Origin of the sequence: Oleiagrimonas sp. C23AA (assembly GCF_011759385.1) — a bacterium.
In the GTDB taxonomy this organism is placed as follows: domain Bacteria; phylum Pseudomonadota; class Gammaproteobacteria; order Xanthomonadales; family Rhodanobacteraceae; genus Oleiagrimonas.
In genome coordinates this window covers 187,985-206,241 of sequence record NZ_JAARLY010000003.1, presented here as the reverse complement: position 1 = coordinate 206,241, position 18,257 = coordinate 187,985, and the positions used below count along the sequence as shown (strand labels likewise).

Annotated in this window: 16 protein-coding genes, 4 tRNA genes, 1 other RNA gene and 1 pseudogene; 7 read left to right on the top strand and 15 right to left on the bottom strand. The window is 61.8% G+C overall.

Features of this window, described 5'->3' with window-relative positions:
- Position 1 precedes the first annotated feature (1 nt).
- The 4 genes from ffs to HBF24_RS06375 form a co-directional block, all read right to left on the bottom strand.
- Positions 2 to 98: signal recognition particle sRNA small type (gene ffs, locus HBF24_RS06390), an RNA gene on the bottom strand.
- A 73-nt stretch (positions 99 to 171) separates the two neighbouring features.
- Positions 172 to 264 (bottom strand) — tRNA-Ser (locus tag HBF24_RS06385).
- A 123-nt stretch (positions 265 to 387) separates the two neighbouring features.
- A complete protein-coding gene (locus HBF24_RS06380) occupies positions 388 to 1,149 on the bottom strand; it encodes an MBL fold metallo-hydrolase (RefSeq protein ID WP_167170635.1) in 762 nt (253 codons plus the stop codon).
- On the bottom strand, positions 1,146 to 1,874 hold the full coding sequence (locus tag HBF24_RS06375) for a 3-deoxy-D-manno-octulosonic acid kinase (protein WP_167170632.1): 729 nt from the start codon (positions 1,872 to 1,874) through the stop codon (positions 1,146 to 1,148). Before HBF24_RS06375 ends, HBF24_RS06380 begins: the two co-directional genes overlap by 4 nt.
- 63 nt (positions 1,875 to 1,937) lie before the next feature.
- Between HBF24_RS06375 and HBF24_RS06370 the strand changes: the two genes are divergently transcribed.
- A complete protein-coding gene (locus tag HBF24_RS06370; RefSeq protein ID WP_167170629.1) occupies positions 1,938 to 2,993 on the top strand; it encodes a glycosyltransferase family 9 protein in 1,056 nt (351 codons plus the stop codon).
- A gap of 43 nt (positions 2,994 to 3,036) precedes the next feature.
- Here the strand turns inward: HBF24_RS06370 and HBF24_RS06365 are convergent, their stop codons facing one another.
- The 3 genes from HBF24_RS06365 to HBF24_RS06355 all read right to left on the bottom strand — a co-directional run bounded on the left by HBF24_RS06365 (position 3,037) and on the right by HBF24_RS06355 (position 8,603).
- On the bottom strand, positions 3,037 to 3,447 hold the full coding sequence (locus HBF24_RS06365; RefSeq protein ID WP_167170627.1) for a DUF6165 family protein: 411 nt from the start codon (positions 3,445 to 3,447) through the stop codon (positions 3,037 to 3,039).
- 243 nt (positions 3,448 to 3,690) lie between these two features.
- On the bottom strand, positions 3,691 to 5,076 hold the full coding sequence (locus HBF24_RS06360; RefSeq protein WP_167170624.1) for a hypothetical protein: 1,386 nt from the start codon (positions 5,074 to 5,076) through the stop codon (positions 3,691 to 3,693).
- Positions 5,073 to 8,603, bottom strand: coding sequence for an AAA domain-containing protein (locus HBF24_RS06355; protein WP_206064218.1), 3,531 nt, complete (start codon positions 8,601 to 8,603; stop codon positions 5,073 to 5,075). Before HBF24_RS06355 ends, HBF24_RS06360 begins: the two co-directional genes overlap by 4 nt.
- A gap of 288 nt (positions 8,604 to 8,891) precedes the next feature.
- Between HBF24_RS06355 and HBF24_RS06350 the strand changes: the two genes are divergently transcribed.
- The 3 genes and pseudogenes from HBF24_RS06350 (at position 8,892) to HBF24_RS06345 (ending at position 10,420) form a co-directional block, all read left to right on the top strand.
- On the top strand, positions 8,892 to 9,122 hold the full coding sequence (locus HBF24_RS06350) for an antirestriction protein ArdA (protein WP_167170621.1): 231 nt from the start codon (positions 8,892 to 8,894) through the stop codon (positions 9,120 to 9,122).
- A 25-nt stretch (positions 9,123 to 9,147) separates the two neighbouring features.
- Positions 9,148 to 9,452, top strand: a pseudogene (locus tag HBF24_RS17175) (transposase); the annotation flags it as partial.
- 95 nt (positions 9,453 to 9,547) lie between these two features.
- A complete protein-coding gene (locus HBF24_RS06345; RefSeq protein ID WP_167170618.1) occupies positions 9,548 to 10,420 on the top strand; it encodes a tyrosine-type recombinase/integrase in 873 nt (290 codons plus the stop codon).
- Between the two features lie 78 nt (positions 10,421 to 10,498).
- Here the strand turns inward: HBF24_RS06345 and HBF24_RS06340 are convergent.
- Positions 10,499 to 10,589 (bottom strand) — tRNA-Ser (locus HBF24_RS06340).
- Positions 10,590 to 10,745: 156 nt separating this feature from the next.
- Here HBF24_RS06340 and HBF24_RS06335 point away from each other — a divergent pair.
- The gene (locus HBF24_RS06335) at positions 10,746 to 11,453 is read left to right on the top strand and encodes a protein phosphatase 2C domain-containing protein (protein ID WP_167170615.1); all 708 of its coding nucleotides are present in this window, start codon (positions 10,746 to 10,748) and stop codon (positions 11,451 to 11,453) included.
- Positions 11,454 to 11,490: 37 nt separating this feature from the next.
- On the opposite strand, the gene dnaQ is transcribed toward HBF24_RS06335, so the two are convergent.
- From dnaQ to HBF24_RS06320, 3 genes are read right to left on the bottom strand one after another with little or no spacing between them, the layout of a single operon-like run.
- The gene (gene dnaQ, locus HBF24_RS06330; protein WP_167171402.1) at positions 11,491 to 12,219 is read right to left on the bottom strand and encodes a DNA polymerase III subunit epsilon; all 729 of its coding nucleotides are present in this window, start codon (positions 12,217 to 12,219) and stop codon (positions 11,491 to 11,493) included.
- Positions 12,220 to 12,227: 8 nt separating this feature from the next.
- Positions 12,228 to 12,671 carry a ribonuclease HI gene (rnhA, locus tag HBF24_RS06325; protein WP_167171400.1) on the bottom strand — a complete coding sequence of 148 codons (444 nt, stop codon included), beginning with the start codon at positions 12,669 to 12,671 and terminating at the stop codon, positions 12,228 to 12,230.
- Positions 12,672 to 12,679: 8 nt separating this feature from the next.
- Entirely contained in the window at positions 12,680 to 13,366 is a 687-nt protein-coding gene (locus HBF24_RS06320; protein ID WP_167170612.1) for a methyltransferase domain-containing protein, read from the bottom strand.
- 133 nt (positions 13,367 to 13,499) lie between these two features.
- On the opposite strand from HBF24_RS06320, the gene gloB reads away from it, so the two are divergent.
- Complete coding sequence (gloB, locus tag HBF24_RS06315; RefSeq protein WP_167170609.1) at positions 13,500 to 14,264, top strand: hydroxyacylglutathione hydrolase; 765 nt, start codon at positions 13,500 to 13,502, stop codon at positions 14,262 to 14,264.
- Complete coding sequence (locus HBF24_RS06310) at positions 14,261 to 15,409, top strand: LysM peptidoglycan-binding domain-containing protein (protein ID WP_167170607.1); 1,149 nt, start codon at positions 14,261 to 14,263, stop codon at positions 15,407 to 15,409. Before gloB ends, HBF24_RS06310 begins: the two co-directional genes overlap by 4 nt.
- Before the next feature lie 120 nt (positions 15,410 to 15,529).
- Here the strand turns inward: HBF24_RS06310 and HBF24_RS06305 are convergent, their stop codons facing one another.
- The 4 genes from HBF24_RS06305 to HBF24_RS06290 form a co-directional block, all read right to left on the bottom strand.
- Positions 15,530 to 17,434, bottom strand: coding sequence for a SurA N-terminal domain-containing protein (locus HBF24_RS06305; protein ID WP_167170604.1), 1,905 nt, complete (start codon positions 17,432 to 17,434; stop codon positions 15,530 to 15,532).
- An 81-nt stretch (positions 17,435 to 17,515) separates the two neighbouring features.
- Positions 17,516 to 17,592 (bottom strand) — tRNA-Asp (locus tag HBF24_RS06300).
- Positions 17,593 to 17,598: 6 nt separating this feature from the next.
- A tRNA-Val gene (locus HBF24_RS06295) sits at positions 17,599 to 17,673 on the bottom strand.
- Between the two features lie 10 nt (positions 17,674 to 17,683).
- Positions 17,684 to 18,031, bottom strand: a complete 348-nt coding sequence (locus HBF24_RS06290; RefSeq protein ID WP_167170601.1) for an HU family DNA-binding protein — start codon at positions 18,029 to 18,031, stop codon at positions 17,684 to 17,686.
- Between the last annotated feature and the right edge of the window lie 226 nt (positions 18,032 to 18,257).

Below are 18,257 nucleotides of genomic sequence, written 5' to 3'. Positions count from 1 at the left end.
GCCCTGCCAGCCACACCCCGGCGCCCGAGTCCTCCACTACCGTTGCTTCCTTCCGGACCTGGCGGGATTTGCGGATTATCGTCGCGGGGGGACCAACAGGGCCACCATAGACAGGATGCGGCCATCGGGCCGTGCACCCGGCGCGCCTGGCAGATCAGGCAGCGCGAATACTGGCGGAGAGAGAGGGATTCGAACCCTCGATACGGGTATAAGCCGTATACACACTTTCCAGGCGTGCTCCTTCAACCACTCGGACACCTCTCCGCACCTGGTAAACCTTGTATTTTTTCTCGCCGAAGGCGGTAAGGCCCTCGACAAAGGAGCGAAATGGTAGCTCGCATGGACGCATCGGGCAAGCCCTGTCGAACGCGATCCCGGCTTGAAAGCTCAGCCGGCCTGATGCGGCGCCCACGATGGCGACGCCAGTGCGATGCGCTGCCCGGCACGTGCCACGCGATAACCGGCCTGCTGCATGGCCTGCGCGTCAGATTCGTCACCGTAGTGATAAAGCAGCAGACGCTGGCGCAGGTCAGCCGGATACTCTCGCTCCAGATCATCCATGCCGGTATGCGAGGGATTGCCGACCCGACCACAGTCGTGCGCGATGCAGGCCACGCCCTCGCCCACCTCGGCCAGCGCCTCGGGCACCGGGCGCGTATCGCCGGTCCACACCAGCGCCCCCGGCAGCACCAACCCGAATGAGGTACCCGGCCGGTGATGGCGGGTGGCGAACAGGCCGTACCAGACGCCATCCAGCCAGAACCCCCGCGTGCACGGTACAAGCTGGAAGGCTTCCCAGAAATTGGCCCCGCCCTCGGCCAGCACGTTGGGATAGTCGGCCACGCGCCGCTGCAACATCGGCACCAGATCGGCATGTACAAATACCTTGCAGCGCCCGCGCAGGTCCGGATCGAACCACAGCCGGTAGAACAGCCCTTCCAGACCGCCGACGTGGTCCATGTGCAAGTGGGTGACATACAGCGCGCGCGGCGGCTCGTTGTAGGCCTCCTGGTAGCGATCGAGCGTATCCGGGCCGCAATCGATCAGCAGTTGCGGCGCGCCATCGCGCTCGATCACCGCCGCCGAGCTGCCCAGCCGTCCGGCGGCATGCGCGGCGCCGCTACCCAAAACGTGCAGCTGCCAGTTCATGCCGTCAGCGCCTTCAGATAGGCCTCGTTGAGCGGCGTCCAGATGCGGTCCTCGAAGGCCTCGCGGCCATCTTTCTGCGCACCCAGCTTGATCAGCGAGCGTTGCAGGCGCTGCAGGTTTTCATCCTGCCAGCTGCGTGCGGGCGCGCGGATGCGGCCACGATCGAAATCGATCAGGTAAAGCTGCTCGGGCGCCACCATCACATTGTGTGCATTGAGATCGGCGTGCCAGACGCCCAGCCGGTGAAAGCGCGCCAGCAGCAGGCCCACTTGCACCGCAAGATCGGTGTCCAGCGCGCCGTCGCCCAGGCGCTGCGCCAGCGTCAGCGCGCCCGGGATGCGCCGCGTCAACAGGTCCGCCCGGTAGTAAAGTCCACCGCGCACGTACCGCGCCGCCAACGGCTGCGGCACCGGCAAGCCCTGCCCCTTGAGCGCTGCGGTCAGGCGAAATTCGGCGAATGCGCGGGTGTTGTCGCGCCCCGTCCACAGGTAGCGATCGCCCAGGATCGGTCCGACCGCACCACCACGGTGGTAATGTCTGAGCACGCACTCACCCACCGGTGTATCGATGAAGCAGGCCGACGCCCGGCCGCCGCCGCGATGACTGAGCGAACCCTGTTCTTCCCAGTACTCGGGCGAAAACCACTCCGGCCCGGCTTGTGGCAAGGCACCGGCGTCGAACAGAATCGCGCCGTGTCGATCGGCCTGGATGCGTGCATCGATCATGGCTGCCGCCGCGTGCGGCCGTCCCCTTAATCTTCACCTTTGAGCGTTTTAGTCTAGCAACCGATGAGTGACCGCGACGACCTTCAATCGCTGTGCCTGCTGCGCACCTCCGCTATTGGTGACGTAACGCACGTGGTTCCGCTGGTGCGGACCCTGCAGGCCAAGCGCCCTCATGTGCGCCTGACCTGGATCATCGGCAAGCTGGAGCAGCGCCTGGTCGGCGATCTTGCCGACGTGGAGTTTGTCACCTTCGACAAGGGCAAGGGCCGCCGCGGCCGGCGCGACGTGCGTCATGCACTGGCCGGGCGCCGCTTTGACGCCCTGCTGCACATGCAGGTGGCCGGCCGCGCCAACCTGCTGAGCCTCTCGGTGAAGGCCAGGCGTCGCATCGGCTACGACAAGGCGCGCTCCAAAGACCTGCACGGCCTGTTCATCAACGAACGCATCGCCGCCCGCCACGGCCAACACGTGCTGGATGCACTGGCCAGTTTCCTGGAACCGCTGGGCCTGAAGCAGACCGAGGTGCGCTGGGATATTCCGGTTCCGGAAGTGGCGCAGCTGTGGGCCGAGAAACATATTTCCGACGACACCCCGACGCTGGTGGTCAGTCCCAGCTCCAGCCATACCTTGCGCAACTGGATGCCCGAGCGCTACGCCGCGGTGATGGATCACGCCGCCGCCCGCGGCATGCACGTGCTGCTGGTCGGCGGTCCTTCCGCAGCAGAACGGCAGATGGCCGACGCCGTGCTGGCCGCCTGCCGGCGCGAGCATGAAGACCTGACCGGCAAGGACACGCTCAAGCAGCTGCTGGCGCTGCTGGGCCGGGCCAGCATGCTGCTGACGCCTGACTCGGGACCCATGCACATGGCCAACGCCGCCGGCACCAAGGTGCTAGGCCTGCACGCGGCCAGCAATCCGCACCGCTCAGGCCCGTATTCGGACCGGCGCTGGTGCGTGGACAAGTACGACGCCGCGGCGCGCCAGTTCAAACACCAGCCAGCGGCGGAGCTGCCCTGGGGCAGCAAGATCGAGCAGCCCGGCGTGATGGAGTTGATCGGCGTGGACGACGTGATCGAGCGCTTCGAGGCGCTGGGCCAGCACCTGGGCGTGCTGGCCTGATGCTGCGATGACGGCCGCGCGCGGCCGTCGCTGGCGCGGACGGTCAGGCCGAGCCCGACCCGCTGCCGTAATCCTGGTAGGACTTTTCCTCGACCAGCTGCGAGCCGAGCTTCAGGTTGATCTCGCGCTTGACCTTGGCACGCTCGTCGTTACGGAAATATACCGATCGGGCCAGCTCGATGAACTTGGCATCGAAGGCCTGCGCCTTTTCCTTCAGGCGGATGTCGTCCTCGATCTCCCAAAGCGCCTCGTTGACCGCCTTCAGGCGCGCGCGCTCATCGCTGATATCGGTCTTGGACGCCACGTCATCAGCCCAAATGGCGTTGAGCAGATCCAGCTCCTTGCGCACGTTGGCCACCTTGGCCGCATCGGCGATGCGCTCGGCCTTGATTTCCAGAATGGTGATCTTGTCGATCAGTTCGCCATGCGACACCGGCACTTCAATCAGGCTCATCGGAAAGGCTCCTTCAACAGGCCGGCAAGGATAGCAAGCGCCCACCCCGCCTGACACGCGGACATGAAAAAGCCCGGCACGATGGCCGGGCTTCTTCACTTCATGGCGGGCCGAAGCCTAGGAAACCGAGCGCCACACCTACGCTATAACCCTCCGAAGTGATTGAAGCCCTTTCGTAATGCTGGACTCTTGTAAACGTGGAACGCTACATGGGCCACCGTGACGTAGGCGAAACTCGATTCGTCACACGCCCCGCTCACTCGCAGCATTTTGGGTGTGTAGTGATACCAGAGGTCTCGACCGCATCAAGAATAGTGTTAATTCAAAACCCTTTTCGCTGCTAAACCTATCAAGCCTGAGCCTTACCTTTGTCGCACCAACAATCATTTCAAAAGGTTCGCGCCGCGCGAGCTGCTCTCGAATGACGGCGAGATTTCCTTTCAATGCTTTTTTGCAAAGCTTCCAAGCAAGCCTGCTAAACTCGTCCAGTGCTTCACCGGTGATATAATCATCAACAAAATGCCCGCGAAACCTGAGCTGCTTTACAACGCCATCAACGCCCGAAAACGAGTAGTTACCAATGCTAGGAAGGATGCCTTCATCCAGACCGCGGGCTGCCACCCCTGACCACCACTCATCTCCGTCGCCGCCTGCATGATAGTCGTTTGTTCGAAGACCTTCATCTGCAAGAAATTCTCGCGCGGAAAAAGGACTCCAGCCTTCTAAGTCATCAACTTCGGGGGGATTCTCCTCCTGCCGCTTATAGTGAAGGATATCCTGGATAATTTTATCGACATCAGCAGTAACTCTGGCTGGCATAATGTGGAATTGCCGGGTGGCTCGTCTCAACAACCACGGTCGCGCCATAAATGTCAGAATGAAGCGTTTCTTGGCGTACGCCTTCAACTCATCGGATTGAAAAGTTTTCAGGTCTATCTGGATACGAACGCCCTCAATGTGAGAATAGCAATGAAGTGCATAGAAAAACGGGATGGAAAATATGGTTAGGTAGATTGGAAGGATAAAGCTTCGTGCTGTTTCTATCGTGAAGAACGTCTCCGGCTTTGCCCAGATTTGAGAGACAGAATGCCATAGAGTGGTAAAAGCAGCGATGGCCAGTATCCACGTAAGCAGTTTGTTGACCGCTGCGTGCTCCGGGTTGCGCTCCGAGACGACAGCAAGTAGCGCGATGAATGTAACAATAGGTGTCAGGATCAACTCGATAGACAGACTAAACGTCCTCGCGACATATATGAATTCGATCAAAGCTGTTCCGCTGAGAACGGCTAAGGCATATCCGCGAAAATGCTGCGTTCCCTCTTTGGCGTCAAATGCGCGAAACAGCAACGGCAAGCCGCCGAAAAAATACCAGACAACGGTTGGCACGCCCTGGTTGGACGTCCAAAGCCCGGTCAGGCTCGCAAGCCATGAGAGGAGGCTGATCCATCCAGCAAACGCTCCGAAGACGATCAACAACTTCCCGCCTGCTACCGCTCGGACGACGCCGAACATTGAACTGCGCACATCCTTCTTTATCGAAACAAGGCCAAGGATCAGAACAATCCAGGCGGCTGCCGCGATTTCGCGGTTGTTGAAGTTTTGAGTGACCCATAGCCAGATTTCGTTCATTCCGGCGTTCCAGGGGCTCTGTGATCAGGAAGATAACGGTCCAGCACGGCGAACACGCCTGCGGATTTCCAGAGCTGTCTGTTGCCAATCACATACAAGGAGGCCTTTGCGCGCGTAACGGCGACGTTGACAAGGTTAGGTCTTCCTCCGGCCCAAGCACGCGCACCGTTCTGAGATGACATCTGTGCACCCAGAACAAAGAACACGATCCCGGCTTCCCGCCCTTGTACCGTGTGTACTGTTCCAATGTGCTCCCACACCCAAGCGTTCGGGTTATCCACCCACCCATCCAGTACGCGGCTTCTCAGGATTTCCTGGCGTAGGTTGTCCTGAACGACCACGAATGGTGTTACCACGTATAGGTCTGCATCCACCCCGCCGCTTTTTAATGTGTGCAGCATGTCAATAAGGGCAGCGGCTTCATCGGCACACCATTTATCCGGCCCCGGTTTTCCTTGCACGTCGATCCAGGAGGACGGGCCAAGGATGGGGTTCGCCGGGGTGGGCTTCTTGGCCTGCACCATCAGGTTCGAATAGGCGATCTCGTTTGAAATATCGAACATCGGGCTGTCGCAGCGGCGATGCACAAGAAGGGGCGCGCCCACATCTCTGTGACCGCTACCGATGGGAAAGCGAGCGCAATACAGACTGGCCGCATCGGCGACCGTCTGGACGGAGGCTTCTGGTGCATTGTACTTGAGTGGATCAACCCCGAAAAAGCCGCATATCTCTTCGGTCAGGCTGTTCGGCAGTGTTACCACAGGTTCAATCTGGAGCGGATCACCAACAACAACCGCGCGTTTGGTGCGCAGCATTGCTCCCACGGCAGCCTGCGGGACAGCCTGGCCGGCTTCGTCCACCAGCAACCAGCCGAGAGATTCCGGAGCAAGGCGTGAAAACATTCTGTTGACGGATGCGAAGGTCGTGGAAACCACCGGCACCACCAGGAAGAAGGATGACCAAAGGTCGGCGATCAAGGCGTCTTTTTGCGGTGTGCCGAGCGAGCGCGTCCCGAATGACTCGATGAAGACAGACAGGTTTTGCCGCAGCGGATCAGCAGCGCCGTCAATAAAGGCACGGTGCAGGTGAATGGCCGCTTGGAACACATCATCGCGCAGGATGCTAGCGGCCCGATCGAACCAGACATGGGCCGTCTGCATATTCTCATGCGCGCTGGTGAAAAACGCTGCGTTGGGCACTGGCGCTTTTAACTCTCGGCATGCCTGGACCATCTTTGCTTCCAGTTGCTCTTTCTCAGCCGCCAGCGCCTTGATCTTTTGGGCCGATTTTTGAATCAGGTTTTGCTTTGCAACTAGATCTGTATGGAGCGCATCGAAGTTCCGTTTTGAGGCAGCATATGCCCCGGCAGTTTCTCTCGCCTGGTTCTCCAGGGTGCGGAACTCGGCCAGCCAGCCTTTAGACCGCCGTGTCTGGAACAGGCGCGCCAGAAGACCCGGTCGCAGGGCGAAATGGGCCTCCTTCCGCTGGCAGCTTGAGGCCGCAGCAGATTCCGCGCTCTGAAGGTCCTCTTGGGCTTTTGATAGTCTGAACTGAAACGCAGCCACTTCGTCCTGAAGTTTCGGTTGCCTTGATTGAAGGTCAGTGATTTCGCCAGTGACCGAGGCCAGGCGCACAAGCTGGACGTGAAGCGCTTGCAGCCTCTTCTGGCTCTCCCCGGATGTCTTCAGGGCCTGCAGAAAGTTTGTCCGGGCCTTGTCCCAACGCGCAGCAGCTTCCCTAGCATTCGCCGGGGGGTGTTCCCGATCAACGATTTCCCGGTTGCGTCTGACCGGCAGGCCGTCCTTCTGCGGTTCGGATACCACCTGCGGGATACCGCTGGCATGATTCAGATAGGTGGACAGGCCATTTTCATCGTCACGCCAGAAGTTTTGCGAGAATACATAGCGGTTGCTGGCATTCCCAAGAACCGCCGCAATAGCGCCCCAGGTTTCACGTTCCAGCACGTTATCTGAGATCGTCTTGAAGTAACGCAAATCTGGTGCATCATCGGCAATCGCTTCCAGTACTGGAAGTTCAGCACTGACATTCTCAACTGCTTTGTTGTTGGATGAGGTAACGACCATTTCAAAACCCTTCAGCTTGTCGTCAAGGTTGTGAAGGATGATTTTTGCGCCGCTTCTTTGAAGGCTTTGCGATGTAGGGGAAAACGCATCAGCAGGACGCTTGTATGTACACATGACTTCGGATCGCTCAACGATCCGGGCGGCCAGCACATCCCGCAAAAGGGTCGTTTTACCTGTGCCCGGCGGACCATTCACCGCTAGTATGCCGGTCTTCATTAAGGCGGGTGTCGTCGCGTTCACGGCGGCTTGCTGCAACAAAGCCAGAGGAAAGCGGCCATTGCCCGGCCATCTGCCAAGGGGCGTCAGGGCTGGCTGGAGCAAATGCTGCAAACCCGCATCATCCTGAAGAAGATCGGTTTTGTAAGGCGGCTTCTCGACCTCCAAGTAATGCTTCAGGGCGTGCGGCAGGCTCCCTTTGTGCGCGAGGGTGCGCGCCGCTGCCAGGTCTTCCAGGAAGAACGAGTTGAGCAAGCCGGGTTCGGGCGGGGTCTTGCTCGCAAAGAACTCATAGCGACGCAGCGCAAAGTATGGGGGCCTCACCTCAAGTGCGTCCAAGTTCATCAACTCGACAAGAAACGCGAAAAGCTCATCAATATGTTGCTTCGTCAGCGGGAGAACTTCATCCTGACGGTCGCGCCGGATTAGGATTTTTCGGAATGCCCCCTTGAGGCTCTTTTCATGGTAAGGCCATTCCGCCAGCTCCTCCAGATCGCCCTTCAGTGCAATCGGCACGCCCCAAGAGAAGCTGGAAATGGCGAAACTGTTTTCTTCTTCGAGCGGCTTGCCTTCTTTGTCGAGCAAGATGCTGGCCACCGGGCAGTACCCACTCATGCTCGGCTTTTCAGGGCGTTTGTCGGCATAAACCTTCAGCAGGCTTTCAACCGCCGGGCCGAGTGCAACAGCCCCCAATATCAGTTCGTAGTAAGGCCGCTTTTTCGGACGTGAGCGCTCGCCCTCTTTCCATGGCAGTTCAGCATCTTCAAATCGTGCAATTCGCGACCTGTCGCCTGCCACCAGATCGGTTTCGCGGCGATAGCGTTGTGGCGACAGCACCTCAAGTGCCGTCCAGGTACGCAAAATGTTCTGCGGATCGTTTGTGACAGGCATTTTGGGGCTAGGTTTTTCTATCGGTTGCCCCGGTCCAGAAGAAGCTGCCTGTCCATCATTCTGGTCAGGTTTGTCAACCACTTTTGGTTTCAAGGCGGCCGTTTTACGGGAAAGTGGGGGCGGAGCCGTGCCCAGAGGTTTGCTTTCGTTGGCAGCAAGAACTTTGTCTTTGAGAGCAAAGGCGCGCTGCGTGCTGCGGAATTCCAGCTCATGCAAGAGTTGGAGTAGCGTTTCACTGTTCGCTCGGCTGTTCGCAAACACCGCCTCCAGCTCAGCAATTGACTTCTTGAAGTAAGGTCTTTCCGCCATCAATTCTTTGCCTCGTTCGAGCGCCATTCACTTGAGAATTCAAATTCATATCATTGTTTCTGGTTAGCAGCGGTACGTGGCTATCGCCACACGTTTCTCTCCGCAGATGTCTAAGGGCTTCGCCCCTCGCCAGCAAGAGAAGTGGAACCGTTCGGGGAGGTTTCCCCTGCCTTCCGCGCCCCAAGGGGCTTATGCAAGCCGGGTGATCCCCCCACCCCGGTCACCATTGCCCGTTGCTACCCCGGTCTCGGCGACGGCCAGAAGATTAGGCGCGACGTTCCGCTTCGCTGACCTTCAGACCATAGGATCAGAGACGTGACCAACCAACCCAATACCAGCCCCCGCATCTATGTTGCCTGCCTGGCTGCCTACAATAACGGCTATCTTCATGGCACATGGATCGACGCCCATCAGGATGCAGGTGGGATCAGGGATGAGATTGCCGCGATGCTGGCGCGGTCCCCCATTAAGGATGCGAAAGAATACGCCATTCGCGATTATGAGGGGGTTCGACGTTCCCCAATTTTGAGTAGCACCGAGGTTTGAAGTCCAATTCCTCAACTGAAGGAGATTGGACGTAAGGAAGCACTTTTCCGAAGCACAGATCACCGGCTTCCTGCGTGAGGCGAAAGCGGGCCTGCCGGTGAAGGAGGTGAAGTAGGTAAAGGAGCTATGCCGCAAGCACGGTTTCAGCGAGGCCTCCTATTACCTGTAAAGCAGCAAGTTCGGTGGCATGAGCGTGCCGGACACCAGGCGTCTGAAGGAGCTGGAGACAGAGAACGCGCGGCTGAAAAAGCTGCCGGCCGAGCAGATGCTTGAGAACGTGGTGATCCGGGACGAGCTGGGAAAAAAGCCGTAGGCGCACCGGCGCGTCGCGCTGCCACCCGTGCGGAAAGCCGAGGCGTGAAGAACCCCTTGGGCCTGATTATGGTCTTGCCATCAAGCGGTGGGCTGAGATCGAGCGCGAGGGCATGGAGAAGCCGCAGCAGGTCATCAGCTTCCGCTACGTTGCCGACCGCTATCGCGCCGAAGTCATTCCGACCAAGGCGCCACGAACACAGGTAGACAACGCGGCCGAGCTGGCCAAGCTGATCGAGTTCTTCGACAACCCGCCATGCCCCCTGGACGCCATCACGCCCCAGCATGTGAAGCAGTACATCCGGTGGCGCAGCAAGACCGCCAAGGTGCGCGCCAATCGGGAAAGAGCGCTGCTGTCGCACATCTGGAACTGGTCACGTGGAGAGAGGTATACCGCGCTGCCCAACCCCTGCGCTGGCATCAAGGGCAATTCGGAGACAGGACGGGACATCTACGTCGAGGACGATGCCTACACATCAATGTGGGAAAAAGCCAGCCAGATGCTGCACGACGCCATGGGCCTGGCTTACCTCACCGGCCAGCGCCCGGCGGACACGCTTCGCATGGACGAGGCGCACATCAAGGATGGCTGCCTGGAGGTTCGCCAAGGCAAGACCTCCAAGAAGCTGCGCGTCACCATCGACGCCGAGCTGCGCGCCATCATTGCGCGCGTGAAAGCGCGCAAGCGCGAGAACCCGGTGTATAGCACGCGCCTGGTGGTGCTCGACAACGGCCAGCCGCCATCCATCAAAACGCTGCAGAAGCACTGGCAGGATGCGCGCACGGCGGCTCGACTACCAACGGATATCCAGTTCAGGGATCTGCGCGCGAAGGCCGGCACCGACACCACCGACCAGACCGGTGACATCCGAAAAGCACAGCAACAGCTCGGCCATCAGAACCTGGCCATGACTGAGCATTACGTGCGGCAGCGCCGCGGAGACAAGGTCAATCCGACGGTTCGCCTAAAGCCGAAATCCAAATAACTTGCGGAGCACCGGACTTTTTGCGGAGCGATCGGCAACAAAAAAAGCCCGGCGCATAAGCCGGGCTTTCCTTGATACTGGCGGAGAGGGAGGGATTCGAACCCTCGATACGGGAGACCCGTATACCGGATTTCGAGTCCGGCGCATTCGACCACTCTGCCACCTCTCCGAAGGTGCTGCATCGCGGCGTGGACAGGCCGCTGGAATCGGAAACGATTCGTGATGCGAGGGCGCGCACTATACGTGCTGATGAAGCCCGTGACAATAGCCGGCGCTTGCTTCATGCTGCCGCGACACCCCTGATGCGGCCCCTTCTACCCCTTCCATGATCGAATTCGGACACGCCACCCACGTCGGCCTGCGCCGCAAGCGCAACGAAGACACCTATTATGCCGACCCGGGACTGCGCCTGTTTCTGGTGGCCGATGGCATGGGCGGACATGCCCATGGCGAATTGGCCGCCACATTGGCCCGCGACGGCGTGGTTGCCGACATGCAGCGCGGCCAGCGCCTGGAAGCGGCCATTCGCCAGACCGACGCGCGCATTGTCGCCCAACGCGGCAAGTGCGAAGGGCAGCTGCCGATGGGCACCACGCTGGCGGCCCTGAAACTGGACGGCGAGCAGTTCGAGGTGTGCTGGGTTGGCGATAGCCGCGTGTATTTGTGGCACCAGGGCCTGAAACGCCTCTCGCACGATCACTCGCTGGTGCAGGAGCTGGTCGAACAAGGCGTCATCAACGACACCCAGGCGCGCGAGCACCCCAGGCGCAACGTCGTCACCCAGGCACTGGGCGTGACCGCACCGACCGATCTGCATGTGGCCTGCGTGCAGGGACGGCTGGAGCCGGGCATGCGCTTCATGCTGTGCACGGACGGGCTGACCGAATGCCTGAGCGACAGCCAGATCGCCGCCATCGTCGGGCGCAACGATCTTTCCGCGCAGGAGTGCGTGGATCAGCTGCTGCTGAAGGCGCTGGACGCCGGCGCGCCGGACAATGTCACCGTGGTGCTGTTGAGGCTGGCGACGCACTAGCGGCCACGCCGCGCACCTTGGCGCCGCGCGTCGGCGCTTAAGCCTCGACGCTGGCCTCGCCGGCCGTTTCCAGCTGGCGCCAGAGGCTGCTGCCGGCGGCCTTGTCCAGAGCATCCAGCCGCTTGGCATGGGCACCCAGCTCGGCCTCGCTGGCGCGCAGCACGCGCGGGCGACGACTCAAGTTCACCGCCTGCACGCGCTCGGCCTGCTCACCCTCGCCTTGCGCAAAGCCCAGGTCCAGCGCGACCTGGCCCGAGGTCATGGCGATGTAGACATCCGCCAGCAGCTGCGCATCGAGCAGGCCGCCGTGCAACTCGCGATGGGCGTTGTCCACGCCCAGGCGCTTGCACAGCGCGTCCAGGCTGTTGCGCTGCCCCGGATACATCTCGCGCGCCATGGCCAGCGTGTCGAGCACGGTGCAATGGTCGGCGATGCAGCCATACTGCGCACCGGCACGCTTGAGCTCGGCATCCAGGAAGCCGACGTCGAACGCGGCGTTGTGGATGATCAGCTCGGCACCGCGAATGAACTCGATGAAGCGCTCGACCACCTCGGCGAACTTCGGCTTGTCGAGCAGAAACTCATCCTCTATGCCGGTGACCTGGCGCGCGCCTTCATCGATGGCGCGTTCGGGGTTGAGGTAGGTGTGGAAGTTTTCACCGGTCAGGCGCCGGCCAACCATTTCCACCGCACCGATTTCGATCAGGCGATGGCCCAGATGCACTTCAAGACCGGTGGTTTCGGTATCGAGCACGATGTGACGCACGTGCTGGTTCATGCCGCATCCCTCAAACGTTCTGCCTCGGCGCGGGCCGCTTCGTCCACCCGCTCGTTCTCCACATGGCCGGCGTGGCCCTTGACCCACTCCCAGGTGATGGCGTGATCCTGGCGCGCCGCATCCAGGCGCATCCACAGGTCCTGATTCTTCACCGGCTTCTTGTCGGCCGTCTTCCAGCCATTCTGGCGCCAGCGCGGCACCCATTGCTCGATGCCCTGCATGACATATTTGGAGTCGGTGACCAGACGCACCTGACAGGCGCGCTTGAGCGCCTCAAGGCCGGCAATGGCCGCCATCAGCTCCATGCGATTGTTGGTACTGAGCGCTTCACCGCCCACCAGCAGCCGCTCGTGCTTGCCCGAGCGCAGCAGCGCCGCCCAGCCACCCGGACCGGGATTGCCCAGACAGGCGCCATCGGTGAACAGCTCCACCGCCGTCATTGCCTCACTCATGCACTCTCCCGCTGCAGCCCGGGGGCCCAGCTGACCGCGGTCAACGACGACGGCGGCGCACGCAGGTTGCGCGTCCGTAACGGCGTGACCACGTTGGTTTGCTTGCGTGCCAGCAGCAGGTACCCGCCACCGGCCTGATTCTCGCCCGCGTGCGAACGCGTCAACGGCCAACTGTGACCGAAGCGGCGCACCGCGTACACCCGTACACCGCGTCCGCGCAGGCGCAGCTGCCATCGGGCCGGCATGCTCAACACGGGCATGGCCCCCTGACGCGCCTTCCAGGCCAGCCAGGGCGTCCACAAACTGGCCGGATGAAAGCCGGTAATGGCCAGCAGGCCATCGCCGGCCAGCACCCGCCGCGCCTCGTCCAGCAAGGCCACCGGATGGCTGACCTGCTCCAGCGCATGCGCCAGCACCACCACGCGCATGCTGTCATCGGCAAACGGCAGCGGCTCATCCTGTCGCGCCCGGATGTCACCCTCCCAACGCCGATCAGAACGCGCCGAAAGATGCGTCCAGCAATCGAGCATGGGCGTGCGCGGCGGACGCATGTCGGCACCGCTCAGCAAGAGGCCGTGCGCGCCGGCCAATCCGCCAAGCTCGGGCAGCAACGCGGCCGCCTCGTCGGCGAGCAGCGCCTTGACGGCAGGCTGGGCGTAGATAGCCGGAGTGCAGACGGGCATGGCAGCGAAGGCCGGGCAGCAAACGGGTGATGACATAGGTTAACAGCACCCGAATCCGCTCGCGTAAAGGCGCTGATATAGTGCCCGATTGCCTGTCCATGAATGAACCCCCTGACACGACGAGGTCCCTGACGTGCAACCTGTGCCCCTGCCTGCGCTGTCCGACAATTACATCTGGCTATTGGCCGACGACAACGGCCACGCCCTGGTCGTCGACCCGGGTGAGGCGGCACCGGTGGAACAGGCTCTGAAAGCACGGGGGTTGGCCCTCACGGCGATCTTGCTGACCCACCATCACGATGATCACATCGGCGGCGTGGCCGAACTGGTGCAACGCCATGCGCCGCAGGTCTTCGCGCCGCGCGACGAGCGTATCGGCATCGACGCCAAACGTGTCGGCGAAGGCGATCATGTGCAGTTGTCGCACCCGGCCGCAAGCTTCAGCGTGCTGGAAGTTCCCGGCCACACGCGCAGCCATATTGCCTATGTGGGCGAGGGCTGCCTGTTCTGCGGCGACACGCTTTTCAGCCTGGGCTGCGGGCGCCTGTTCGAGGGCACGCCCGCGCAGATGGTGCAGTCGCTGGCCAAACTGAGCGCGCTGCCCGACGACACGCTGGTCTGCTGCGCGCACGAGTACACACAGGCCAACGCCGCCTTTGCCGCCAGCGTGGAACCGCAACGGCCGCAGCTTGCCCGTTACCGTAAGCAGATCGCACGCTGGCGCGAGGCCGGACAGCCAAGTGTGCCCAGCACGCTGGCCACGGAAAAGGCGCTCAATCCGTTCCTGCGGACCGAGGCGCCCGACGTGCGCCGCTGGGCCGCCGAGCGTGATGCCGACGCCGACACCACGGCGCGCTTTGCCGCGTTGCGCCAAGCTAAGGACACGTTCTCCGCATGAGGTGGCGCACCGTCTACGTGGTCGCGGCCTCCGCCGCACTCAGCGCCTGCGCCAGCCTGCCCGGCACCCACGCCCCGGCCCACAAACCGACAGTGAAGGCGCCGCCGCCCGTGGCACCGGCGCTCACCGGCGCGCCGCCCGCACTGCTCAAGCCACCACCGCTGCCGGAGGACTTCTGGGGCGACCTGCGCTCACGGCTGGCGCTGGATGACTGCGACGGCGATCCGGCCATCCTGCGTCGCGCCCAGCGCATCACGCACAACCGGCGAGGCTTCGAGGCCAAGCTGCGCTGGGCCATGCCCACCCTGGCCTATATCGACGAAGCGGCCGCGCGACACGGCGTCGCCGGCGAGTTCGTGTTGCTGCCATGGATCGAAAGCCACTTCGATGGCGTCAAGCCACGCCGCGGACGCGCCGCCGGCATGTGGCAGATCATGCCGATCACCGGGCGCTCGCTGGGCCTGGCTATGGATCAGGACTACGACGGCCGGCTGGATCGCATCAGTGCCACCGATGCGGTCATGAAAATGCTGCGCAGCTATTACGACCGCTGGCACGACTGGCGCATCGTCGACATGGCCTACAATGCCGGCGAATACCGCCTGCGCGGGCTGATCAAGCAGCACGGCATGCCGCCGCGCCATCCGGTCATCCCGAGCATGGTCAGCCCCGGCGTGCACCGGCACCTGGTCAAGCTGCTGGCAGTGGCCTGCGTGATCCGCCAGCCGGCCAGGTTCGGCATTACCCTGCCCGACCTGCCGCCACCGCAACGCCTTCAGGAAGTGACGCTGAAACAGGCGCTGAGCCTGAAGCTGGTCGCGCGCCTGGCGCAGCTGCCCTTGTCGGAAGTACGTCAGCTCAACCCGGCGTACATCCACGACCGCATGCCGGCACATGCCCCGCGCCACCTGCTGCTACCAGCCGCGGCCAAGACCACGCTGCTGGCGACCCTGGCCAGCCACCCACCGAGCGAGGCCGAGATCGCCAAGGCCAATCGCCCCGACAGCTACACCGTGCACAGCGGCGACAGCCTGTGGATGGTGGCACACAAGTTTCATGTCTCGGTGCACCAGCTCAAGCGCTGGAACCACCTCAAAGGCTCCACGCTGCATCCAGGGCAGACCCTCAGCGTCAGTGCGCCCTGACACTGACCTTACCTGCAGCGCACTGCGTGAGTGTCACGTAGCGTGATGCAATCCAGACGCTGAAAAAAAAGGCCGCCCCGGAGGGCGGCCTTTTTATGGCTTGCGTTAAGGCAAGTGCCCTTACATACGACTGGGTACTTCCTTGACATCGGTACGCTTACGCAGCGCATCGATGAACTCCTGCGTCGCCTCCGTGCCGATGGCGCGCTGCATCTGCGCACGCAGCATGGTGCGCTCGGGCTTGCTGACCTGCGACAGATCACCGGCGTGCACCGCGTCCACCGCGACCAGGGCGTACTTGCCATGGCCAAGATCGGCCAGCGCATAACGGGACTTGCCCTTGGCCGGATGCGGCATGGTGAAGGCCTGCTGCAGCACCGGTGCCGGTACTCCCTGCTGACCGCGCTTGGCACCCTTCACGTCCTGCACCGACTTGGCGTCGGCGACCACCTTGTCCAGATCCGCACCCTTGTCGAGCTTGGCCAACAGCGCATCGGCGTGCTTCTTGGCCTGCGCGTCGACACGATCGCTGATGATGTCCTGACGAATCTGATCGGCCACCTGATCCAGCGGCTTGGGCTTTGAGGCCTGATGCTGGTTCACGTGCACCACGACGATGTGCTTGTCACCCAAGCTGACTGGATCGGAGGTGTTGCTCTGCGCCAGCACGCTGTCGGAGAAGGCAACCTTGACCACCTTGGGGTTGGCCGCGATACCGCTCTTGGCACCGTCGCGGCTGAACAGTCCGGTGTGCTGGATTTTCAGGTCCAACTGCTTGGCGATCGGCTCCAGCGACGAAGGATCCTGGTAAATGCCATCGGTCAGCTTGCTGGCCAGATCATTGTAGGCCTTGTCGCGCGCATCCTTCTGGGCCTGCTGCGCCAGCTGGTCCTTGACCTGGGCGAACGGTTTGGCCTTGCCGGCGCGCACATCCTGCAGATAAATGATGTGATAGCCCTCGGCCGAGAGCACCGGCTTGGAAATCTGTCCCTTGTCCATCGAGAACAGCGTGTCCTCGAAGGCCTTGTTGGTGACACCCTTCTCGATCCAGCCCAGGCTGCCGCCCTCGGACTTGGAGCCCAAGTCGTCCGAGTACTGCTTGGCCAGTTTGGCGAAGTTGGCCGGCGTGACCTCGGCGTCAATCTTCTTGGCTTTGGCCAGGGCCGCCTTCTGCTGCGCCGGGGTGGCATTGGAGGGTACCTTGATCAGGATGTGCGAGACCTCGCGCTGCTCGGGCTGCACATACTTGGCTTTGTTTTCAACGTAGAGCTTGCGCAGGTCATCATCGCTCGGCGCTTTCCCGGCGGGCATGTCCGCTGCGTTCAGCTCGATGTAGTTCAGCGACACCTGCTCGGGCGTCATGAACTGCTTCTGGTGGGCCTTGTAGTAATCGGCCACGGCCTTGTCGCTAACCTTGTCGTCAGCCGGCTGCGGGCGCGCCAGCACTGCGTATCGCACGTCGCGGGTCTGCAGGCGCAGCTTCAGGTACTGGTCGATCTCGGCATCGGTGATGATCTGCGACTGGCTGATGGCGCCGGGCAGCAATTGCGTCTGCAGGTCGCCGCGCACCTCATCCTGGAACTGCTGCGGACTCATGCCCTGTGAGGCCAGCACCGCCCGGTAAGCGTCCGGGCTGAACTTGCCATCGACCTGGAAGGCCTGATAGTTGGCAATCTCGCTGCGCAACTGCGCCGTGGACACCACCAGACCCAGCTTGTCGGTGGCCTGCTGCAGCAGGGCTTGATCGACCAGGCCATCAAGCACGCGCTGTTTGACGGCCGGCTTCTCCAGATAGCTGGGGTCGTATTTGTCACCCTGCTGCTGGGAGAGCTGGCGGCGCAGGTTGTTCAACCGGCTCTGGAAGTCCTGCTGCGAAATCTCGTGCTTGCCGACCTTGGCCACATACGTGTCGGTGTGGCTCTGGAAGTACGACTCGATACCGAAGAACGAGAACACGAAAATCAAAATGACGAAGATGACCTTCGCCGGCCAACCTTGGGTTTTCTCGCGCAGGCTCTGCAGCATGGATCGGTTCCGCGGTCTTGGTGCCGCCAGCTCGGCGACTTGAAACAACAAGGGCGCCGCGCGGGCGCCCTCATCTAAACGTGGCGGAGCGGACGGGACTCGAACCCGCGACCTCCGGCGTGACAGGCCAGCATTCTAACCAGCTGAACTACCGCTCCGCTGCCTGGTGGGTGCTGAGGGGATCGAACCCCCGACCCTCTCCGTGTAAAGGAGACGCTCTACCGCTGAGCTAAGCACCCGGCAAAGCGCTTAGTTTAATGCGTCCTTGAGCGCCTTGCCAGCCTTGAAGGCCGGAACCTTCGAAGCCTTGATCTTGATGGTCTCGTTGGTACGCGGATTACGACCGGTACGGGCGGCGCGCTTGCGCACGTCAAAGGTGCCAAAGCCCACCAGCGACACGGTGTCACCCTTCTTCAGGGTGTTCTTCACCACCTCGGTGAAGGCCTCGACGGCACGGCCGGCGTCGGCCTTGGTCATGTCGGCCGATTCGGCGATGGCGGCGATGAATTCGGATTTGTTCATTGAGTCACTCCCTAAAAACTTTAAGTGTGTGCGGCCGCGTAGTCGATGAGACGAGGCAGAGCCACCGACTGACATGTCTGTCAGCTCCCCCTTGCGATTCCACCCCAGCCCTTCGCAGCGCGACGAACCGTGGCGCGGGGACTGCGGTGCTAGCCTTTATACCAGTGCCCCCAAGGGTCCGCAATACAAGAAATACCAAGGTTTTCCGAAGATCGCGAGGGTTTTGCGAAACACTTTCACCGCCCTTACAAAAAAAGGGCGACCACCGCAAGGTGATCACCCTTTTTTCTTGGCAATCAGC